Here is a 7,960-nt window from a genome sequence, read left to right as displayed (position 1 = left end):
GATCTCCTCGGGGCAACGTTATCAGTATGCCGGAAGATCTCTAAAAGTGAATGGGACGTTTTAGCGGGATACTTACACTACATCGCCCTATGGGGCTAATTTTCAAAAACAAAAAAGCCACCTTACGGTAGCTTTAATTTTCATACTCAATCTATGGTGCCGAAGGCCGGAATCGAACCGGCACGCCTCGCGGCGGTTGATTTTGAATCAACTGCGTCTACCGATTTCGCCACTTCGGCACTGAAGGGTATGCGGAAAACGTTGGCGATTATACCGTTACCCCCTTTTTACGCAACTCAAATCCTTACCCATCGTTACCAAGTGCTGAAAAATCCAGCGAAGCCCGGCGAGAATTCCCGCCCCACCCCAGATTACTCTCAATCCTTAACCATTAACTGTGGCTGCCGTTGCGCTTACGGAACTCGGCCGCGTTTTGGCAGTCGGAACAGTCAATTACCGCACGGCAGTTTGCATGCGGCCAGTGATATGACAGAACGTTAACAAGGCACAATCATGATGAAAGTTACCCACCTGGTAATGGCGCTTTCCCTTTCCGGCGCCATCTTCACCTCAGCAGCCGGTGCCACCAGCTGGCAGGATCAGTTAAGTTCCGCCGCTAATGCGCTGGGGCAAAGTTCAGAGAGCGGCAGCGGCACCGCTAAAGATACCACCGCGCAGAACGGCACGTCGTTAACCGCGCTGGCCGGGCTGTTGAACGGCGGCAGCCAGTCGCTGAGCGCAGGCACCATGACCAACGCCGCCGGTGTGTTGCAGTACTGCATGAAGAACAATCTGGTGGATAACAACGTCTCCTCCATGAAGGAACAGCTGCTCGGCAAGCTGGGCCTGCAGGATACGCAGAAGCAGCAGCAGTCCACCGACTATCAGCAGGGTCTGTTGGGGCTACTAAACACCGGCAACAATCAGCAGGTGAACCTAAAATCGCTGGGCGAAACGCAGCTCGGCAAGCAGGTGAAAACCAAGGCCTGCGATTTAGTTTTAAAGCAGGGGTGGAAGTTTCTCTCTTAATGAACCACGCTTATTATGGCGGTGAGGCTGTCCCCTCCCCGCACTTTTTAGGGCTGCGCTATGCGGCCCTTTTTTATGGCTGCGGATCGCATCCGGCATTAATAGTCAAAGACAGCCGCATCGACAGTCGTCAGGATGATTTTCCCTGGCTAAAAATAATAAGGTCAACATCATGTCTGATTACCGATTAAGTCACCTCTCTGGTCATCTGGGCGATATCGCGCTGCACCACTGGCCGGTACCGCAGCCGCGTTTTCTGGTGCTGCTGGTTCACGGCTACGGCGAGCATCTGGCCCGCTATCATCACGTTGCGGAGAAGCTGAATCAGCTGGGCGGCTATGTGTTCGGCCCCGACCATCTCGGCCACGGGCTGTCGCAGGGCGAGCGCGTGCTGATTGAAGATTACGAAGCGGTGGTGGACGATGTGCACCTGGCGGTGGTCTCGGTGCGTCAGCAGTTCCCCGATCTGCCGCTGGTGATTATCGGCCATTCGATGGGCGGGATGATCGCCACCCGCTATGTGCAGCGCTTTGCCGATGAGGTGCGCGCGCTGGTGCTCTCCGGTCCGCTGCTGGGCGAGCACACGCAGATTAGCGATATGTTTGGGCTGGCAGACATTCCCGATACGCCGCTGGATATCCGCACCCTGTCGCGCGATCCCGAGGTCGGCGCGAAATATCAGGCCGATCCGCTGGTGTGGCACGGGCCGTTTAAGCGGGCCACGCTGGGGGCGATGTGCGACATGCTGAGCACCATCCATCACGGGCCGGGCTTCGGCAGTCTGCCAACGCTGTGGCTGCACGGTGAGGGAGATAAGCTGGTGCTGCCGAATGAGAGCCAGCAGACGCTGAATAAGCTGCGCGGCAGTGATTTTGACCGCGAGCTGTACAGCGGTGCGCAGCATGAGATTTTTAATGAGACCAACCGGGATGAAGTGCTGCGCCGCGTCAGCGGATTTATCGTGCGCGCGCTGGGCTGAATCACAGCGGGGAGGATTGCTCCCCGCTATCCATCACTTCACAATCAGCCGGATACCCAGCAGCGCCATCACGCCGCCGCCCAAGCGGTCGAGCGGAGCTTTAAAGCGCAGATAGGTATTACGCGGGCCGCGAGAAGACAGCGCGAAGGCCACAAACAGATACCACAGCCCGTCGACCATCATCGCCACCAGCGGGATCGCCAGATACATGCTGAAGGAAATCTGCTGCGGCAGCAGTGCGGCAAACACGCCGCTGAATACCACGGCGGTTTTGGGGTTGCTCAGCTGAGTGGTCAGCGCGGTGAGGAAGGCCCGGCGGGCAGTTTTACCGTTGCTGCCTGGCAGATCCAGCGCCAGGGGCTGACGTGCGCCGCGGAACATTTTATACGCCATCCACAGCAGGTAGAGACCACCGGCGGTTTTCAGCACCAGCCACAGAGTCGGCACGGCGCTCAACAGCGTGTGCAGCCCGGCGAGGGCGATAATGGCAAACAGGAAGCTCCCCGCCCCCATCCCTAATGCGGCACCAATGCCCGCACGGCGCGATGACGCCACGGCGGTCCGCGCCACCAGAATAAAGCTCGGGCCGGGGCTCATCGCACCCAGCCCAAGCGCTGCACCAATTGAGACTACCGATAATACCGCTGCATCCATCATTCACCTCCCTCATAGTTAGCCTTCTAACTTACTGAGAGAGGCGGACGGCTGGCAACCCCATCGCAAAGATAAAGTTGCCGACGGTTAAGGAAGGATTAACGGAATACCAGACCGCCGTCGATCAGCGGTGCCTGGCCGGTCATGTAGTCAGAATCCGGGCCTGCCAGATAGGAGACAAACGCCGCCACGTCGTCCGGGGTTTCAGCGCGGCCAAGGGCGATGCCGGAAACGTATTTATCGTAGGTGGCACCCAGCGGCGCGCCGGTCTCTTCGGACATGCGTTTGTCGATTTCCACCCACATATCGGTGCCGACCACGCCCGGGCAGTAGGCGTTAACGGTGATGCCGAACGCCGCCAGCTCTTTCGCCGCCGCCTGGGTCAGCGCGCGCACGCTGAATTTGGTGGCGGAGTAGATGCCGAGCAGCGCAAAGCCTTCATGACCGGCAATGGAAGAGGCGTTGATAATCTTGCCCTTCTGCTTGCGTTCTTTGAACTTGCTGGCCGCAGCCTGGATGCCCCACAGCGTGCCCTGCACGTTGATCTGGAAGATCTTTTCAACTTCCTGCTGGGTGACGGAAAGCAGGTTTTTGGTCTGGCTGATCCCGGCGTTATTGACGATCACGTCAAAGCCGCCGAGCTGTTTTTCCGCCTCGTTCACCGCCGCGAACACCTCTTCGCGCACGCTGATATCGGCTTTGATGGTGATAGCACGGCGGCCCAGCGCTTTTACCTCTTCGGCCACCAGTTTAATTTTGTCGTCGTTCAGGTCTACCAGTGCAATATCTGCCCCGTCGCGTGCCAGTCGTAATGCAATTCCACGACCAATCCCCTGACCCGCGCCGGTTACCAGGACCACTTTTCCATTAATTGACATAGCGTTACCCTTATCAGATGAATAAACCAGCCCCGATCATTAGTCCGCTTATCATTTTATGCCTATGGTAATTTGTGCTATTGGATGCATTACGATTGATAATCTGGATTTACATAAGTCTACGCGTGTTGCGGCAGTGAAAACGTCTGCACGGACTTGCTTTACTTCTGCCGGGGGCTGCCTGCTATGCTTGAAGGATAATCACCCGCCTTTCAACCAGATGGATACCTGACTATGACCGAGCCGCTGCTGATTGCCCGAACCCCTGAACAACTGCTGCATCTGCTGCCCGCCTTTGCCAACCGCCACGGGCTGATCACCGGCGCAACCGGCACCGGGAAAACCGTCACGCTGCAAAAAATTGCCGAAAGCTTCTCCGCCATCGGCGTGCCGGTGTTTTTAGCGGACGTGAAGGGCGACCTGACCGGGGTAGCGAAGAACGGCGTCAGCTCCGAGAAGCTCAGCGCGCGGCTGGCCAAAATCGGCGTCACCGACTGGGAGCCGCAGAGCAATCCGGCGGTGCTGTGGGATATCTTCGGCGAGCGCGGCCATCCGGTGCGGGCCACGGTCAGCGATCTTGGCCCGCTGCTGCTGGCACGCCTGCTGAACCTCAACGAGGTGCAGAGCGGCGTGCTGCAAATCATCTTCCGCGTGGCCGATGACCAGGGGCTGCTGCTGCTCGATTTTAAAGATCTGCGGGCGATGACCCAGTACATCGGCGAGAACGCCAAAGCCTTCCAGAGCCAGTACGGCAATATCAACAGCGCCTCGGTCGGGGCCATCCAGCGCGGGCTGCTGGCGCTGGAACAGCAGGGAGCGGAATACTTCTTCGGCGAGCCGATGCTGGATATCCGCGACTGGATGCGCACCGACGATGCCGGGCGTGGCATCATCAATATTTTAGCCGCCGAAAAGCTCTATCAGATGCCCAAGCTGTATGCCACCACTCTGCTGTGGCTGCTGTCCGAGCTTTACGAGCAGCTACCGGAAGCGGGCGATCTCGATAAGCCGAAGCTGGTGTTCTTCTTCGATGAGGCGCACCTGCTGTTCAGCGATGCGCCCCAGGTGCTGCTGGATAAAATCGAGCAGGTGATCCGCCTGATCCGTTCGAAGGGCGTGGGCGTCTGGTTTGTGTCGCAGAACCCAGCGGATATCCCGGATATGGTGCTCGGCCAGCTCGGTAACCGCGTGCAGCACGCCCTGCGCGCCTTTACGCCGAAGGATCAGAAAGCGGTTAAGGCTGCAGCTGACACCATGCGCGCCAACCCCGCCTTTGATACCGTCACCGCCATTCAGGAGCTGGGTACCGGTGAAGCGCTGATCTCGTTCCTTGATGAGAAAGGCAGCCCGTCGATGGTGCAGCGTGCGATGGTGATCGCCCCCGGATCGCGGATGGGTCCGGTCACCGATGACGAACGCAACGGTCTGATCAATCACTCGCCGCTCTCCGGCAAGTATGATGAAGTGCTGGACCGCGAATCCGCGTGGGAAAAACTGCAGCAGGGCGCGCAGGAGGCCAGCGATCGAGCGAGCGCCCCACCGGCCAAAGGCAACAGCGTGGCAGTGGATGACGGTATTCTCGGCGGGCTGAAGGATATTCTGTTCGGCAGCACCGGGCCGCGCGGCGGCAAGCGCGACGGCGTGGTGCAGAGCGTGGCGAAAAGCGCCGCACGGCAGATCACCAACCAGATTATTCGCGGCGTGCTGGGCAGTATTATGGGTGGCAGGAAGAAGTAAGGAGCTTATGGATAAAGAACGTGAACTGAGGCAGGCAAAGCGCCTGCCGCTGCTGTTACTGGGGGGCGCGGCGCTGCTGTTTATCGCCACGCTGATCTGGCCGCTGTACTACCCATCGAACCTGTGGATTAGCGGGCTGAAGGCGGTGGCCGAAGCGTCGATGGTGGGCGCGCTGGCGGACTGGTTCGCGGTCAGCGCGCTGTTCCGCCGGGTGCCGATCCCGCTGGTCGGTCGCCACACGGCGATCATTCCGCGCAACAAGGATCGCATCGCCGATAATCTCGCGCTGTTCGTGCAGGATAAATTCCTCAACACCGGTTCGCTGCTGGAGCTGATCCGCCGCCACGATCCGGCACGGATCGTGGCCGAATGGCTGAGTAAAGCGGAAAACGCCGCGCGGCTCAGCGGCTACCTGCTCAAGCTGGTGCGCGGCTTCCTCGATCTGGCCGACGATCGGCGCATTCAGCAGTTTATGCGTCAGGCGATTCATAAGGCGATCGACAAGGTGGATCTCAGCCAGTCGTCGGCGCTGATCCTGGAAAGCCTGACCAAAAATAACCGCCACCAGCAGTTGCTGGATGACGCCCTCGCCCAGGTGTTACAGCTGATCAACCGCCCCGGTACCCACGAATTTATCGCCCTGCAGGTGGTGCGCTGGCTGAAGCGCGAGCATCCGCTGAAGGAAAAAGTGCTGCCCAGCGAGTGGCTGGGGGAAAAGAGCGCCGATCTGGCGGCCAGCGCGGTGCAGTCGATTCTCAACGAGATCGAAAACGATCCCACCCACGCGCTGCGCCAGGGCTTTAACCGCGCGGTGCAGCGGCTGATCGTGCGGCTGAAAACCGATCCGGAAATGGCGCAGAAGGCCGAAGAGGTAAAGCGCTATCTGAAAGAGGACGAGGCGCTGAACGGCTATATCGCCCAGCTGTGGGGCGATCTGCGCGGCTGGCTGAAGGAGGATCTCAGCCGCGAGGACTCCCGCCTGCACGCGAAGGTCAGCGCCGCCGGGCAGTGGTTCGGCGAAACTCTGATGCAGGATGCCACCCTGCGAAGCTCCCTGAACCAGCATCTGGAAGAGGCGGCGGCGGGCGTGGCGCCGGAGTTCTCCGACTTCCTCAGCCGCCATATCAGCGATACGGTCAAAAGCTGGGACGCGGCCGATATGTCCCATCAGGTGGAGCTGAATATCGGCCGCGATTTACAACGCATCCGCATTAACGGCACGCTGGTCGGCGGTGCAATCGGGCTGCTGCTCTATCTGCTGTCGCTGATCCCACGGCTGATCTAGCCCGCGCATAAAGCAGCACCGGGTTCGCTGGCAGCGCTCATTCGCCTGTCAGCAAAACAGCAGGCTTAACAGGACCACGCTGCTTCAATCCACGCTTCCACCGGGTCTTTTTCGCAACGGCAGGCGTGGCCGATGCACGCCGCTATGTGCCATTCAGCTGTGCCGGGCAATCTGCTGCTGACTGTACTCCGCGCTGTAGAGGAACGGGGTGTGCAGCCCGCCGTCCAGGTGGGTAAACGGCACCAGCGCTCCGTTATCGTCAAACAGGTGGATCTGCGCGGGATCGATGGACAGCTCGACGAAATCCCCCGGCTGGCTGACGCGCCCCGGCGTCAGGCGCGCGGTCAGTTCCTGCTCCTCCACGCGGCACAGCGCCAGCGTATCCGAGCCCAGCGGCTCAATCACATCGGCCAGCGCCGGTAGCGGAATGCGCTCGCTGCGTACGCCAAAGCGCGGCGGCTCCAGATGTTCCGGGCGAATGCCCATCAGCAGCCGGGTGCCGTGCTCCGCCTCAACCGAGCGCAGCGGGATCTCGCAGCGGCCAAACTTCAGCACCGGCCCGCCGGTCAGCTGCTGCACTTCCACTTCCAGCATGTTCATCTGCGGCGATCCGATAAATTCGGCGACAAACTTGTTCACCGGGTGGTTATACACCTCCATCGGCGTGCCCACCTGTTCGATGCGCCCCTCGCGCAGGATCACCACCCGGTCCGCCAGCGTCATCGCCTCCACCTGATCGTGGGTTACGTAGATGGTGGTGGTTTTCAGCAGCGCGTGCAGCCGCTTAATCTGAATACGCATATCCACGCGCAGCTTGGCGTCCAGGTTGGAAAGCGGCTCATCGAACAGGAAGGCGCGCGGGCGGCGGATAATCGCCCTGCCCATCGCCACGCGCTGCCGCTGGCCGCCGGAGAGCTGGCCAGGTTTACGCGCCAGCAGATGGCTCAGCTGCAGCATTTTAGCGATCTCTTCCACCCGCTGGCGGGTATCTTCACGATCGTTGTTTTTCATTTTCAGGCCGAAAGCAATGTTCTCCGCGATGGTCATATGCGGATAGAGCGCGTAGTCCTGGAACACCATGGCGATCTCCCTTTCGCTCGGTTCCAGGTGGTTCACCACCTCATCGCCGATGCGCAGCAGGCCGCCGGAGATCTCCTCCAACCCGGCGATCATCCGCAGCAGGGTGCTTTTGCCGCAGCCGGACGGGCCGACAAAGGCGACGAATTCACCGTCTTCGATATGCAGATCGATACCGTGGATGGCCTGAATATGCTCGTAACGCTTGGTAATTTTTTCCAGTGAAATCAATGCCATGGTTGTTGCCTCATCGTTCCAGGTCATGGCCGGGATACCGCAGACTTCCAGACGACCATGCAGAGTTTAGGTAAGTCATCTCCC

General features: G+C 59.7%; 7 protein-coding genes and 1 tRNA gene. 4 read left to right on the top strand and 4 right to left on the bottom strand.

The window, feature by feature from the left end; all coding sequences use genetic code 11:
• Positions 1-154: 154 nt before the first annotated feature.
• Positions 155-239 (bottom strand) — tRNA-Leu (locus OMR58_RS21380).
• 274 nt (positions 240-513) lie between these two features.
• Between OMR58_RS21380 and OMR58_RS21375 the strand changes: the two genes are divergently transcribed.
• Together OMR58_RS21375 and OMR58_RS21370 are read left to right on the top strand one after the other, a co-directional pair.
• Positions 514-1,029, top strand: a complete 516-nt coding sequence (locus OMR58_RS21375; RefSeq protein ID WP_264546870.1) for a DUF2501 domain-containing protein — start codon at positions 514-516, stop codon at positions 1,027-1,029.
• Between the two features lie 172 nt (positions 1,030-1,201).
• Entirely contained in the window at positions 1,202-2,008 is an 807-nt protein-coding gene (locus OMR58_RS21370) for an alpha/beta hydrolase (protein WP_264546869.1), read from the top strand.
• Positions 2,009-2,041: 33 nt separating this feature from the next.
• On the opposite strand, the gene OMR58_RS21365 is transcribed toward OMR58_RS21370, so the two are convergent.
• Both OMR58_RS21365 and OMR58_RS21360 read right to left on the bottom strand, forming a co-directional pair.
• A complete protein-coding gene (locus OMR58_RS21365; protein WP_264546874.1) occupies positions 2,042-2,662 on the bottom strand; it encodes a LysE family translocator in 621 nt (206 codons plus the stop codon).
• Positions 2,663-2,760: 98 nt separating this feature from the next.
• Positions 2,761-3,540, bottom strand: coding sequence for an acetoin reductase (locus tag OMR58_RS21360; protein WP_105592991.1), 780 nt, complete (start codon positions 3,538-3,540; stop codon positions 2,761-2,763).
• Between the two features lie 234 nt (positions 3,541-3,774).
• On the opposite strand from OMR58_RS21360, the gene OMR58_RS21355 reads away from it, so the two are divergent.
• Together OMR58_RS21355 and OMR58_RS21350 are read left to right on the top strand one after the other, a co-directional pair.
• Positions 3,775-5,277 carry a helicase HerA-like C-terminal domain-containing protein gene (locus OMR58_RS21355; RefSeq protein WP_264546868.1) on the top strand — a complete coding sequence of 501 codons (1,503 nt, stop codon included), beginning with the start codon at positions 3,775-3,777 and terminating at the stop codon, positions 5,275-5,277.
• Positions 5,278-5,284: 7 nt separating this feature from the next.
• Complete coding sequence (locus OMR58_RS21350) at positions 5,285-6,562, top strand: DUF445 domain-containing protein (RefSeq protein ID WP_264546867.1); 1,278 nt, start codon at positions 5,285-5,287, stop codon at positions 6,560-6,562.
• Between the two features lie 153 nt (positions 6,563-6,715).
• Here the strand turns inward: OMR58_RS21350 and OMR58_RS21345 are convergent, their stop codons facing one another.
• A complete protein-coding gene (locus tag OMR58_RS21345) occupies positions 6,716-7,876 on the bottom strand; it encodes an ABC transporter ATP-binding protein (RefSeq protein WP_264546873.1) in 1,161 nt (386 codons plus the stop codon).
• Between the last annotated feature and the right edge of the window lie 84 nt (positions 7,877-7,960).

It is taken from the genome of Erwinia sp. INIA01, from assembly GCF_025947915.1.
GTDB classification, from domain to species: domain Bacteria; phylum Pseudomonadota; class Gammaproteobacteria; order Enterobacterales; family Enterobacteriaceae; genus Erwinia; species Erwinia coffeiphila.
Note: the sequence above shows the minus strand (reverse complement) of the source record. Positions and strands in the feature narration are given on the sequence as shown.

Bases quoted from the DNA above. Each gene is read 5' to 3' on its own strand.
- OMR58_RS21375 (WP_264546870.1), top strand. From the start codon at position 514: ATGATGAAAGTTACCCACCTGGTAATGGCGCTTTCCCTTTCCGGCGCC.
- OMR58_RS21370 (WP_264546869.1), top strand. From the start codon at position 1,202: ATGTCTGATTACCGATTAAGTCACCTCTCTGGTCATCTGGGCGATATC.
- OMR58_RS21365 (WP_264546874.1), bottom strand. From the start codon at position 2,662: ATGGATGCAGCGGTATTATCGGTAGTCTCAATTGGTGCAGCGCTTGGG.
- OMR58_RS21360 (WP_105592991.1), bottom strand. From the start codon at position 3,540: ATGTCAATTAATGGAAAAGTGGTCCTGGTAACCGGCGCGGGTCAGGGG.
- OMR58_RS21355 (WP_264546868.1), top strand. From the start codon at position 3,775: ATGACCGAGCCGCTGCTGATTGCCCGAACCCCTGAACAACTGCTGCAT.
- OMR58_RS21350 (WP_264546867.1), top strand. From the start codon at position 5,285: ATGGATAAAGAACGTGAACTGAGGCAGGCAAAGCGCCTGCCGCTGCTG.
- OMR58_RS21345 (WP_264546873.1), bottom strand. From the start codon at position 7,876: ATGGCATTGATTTCACTGGAAAAAATTACCAAGCGTTACGAGCATATT.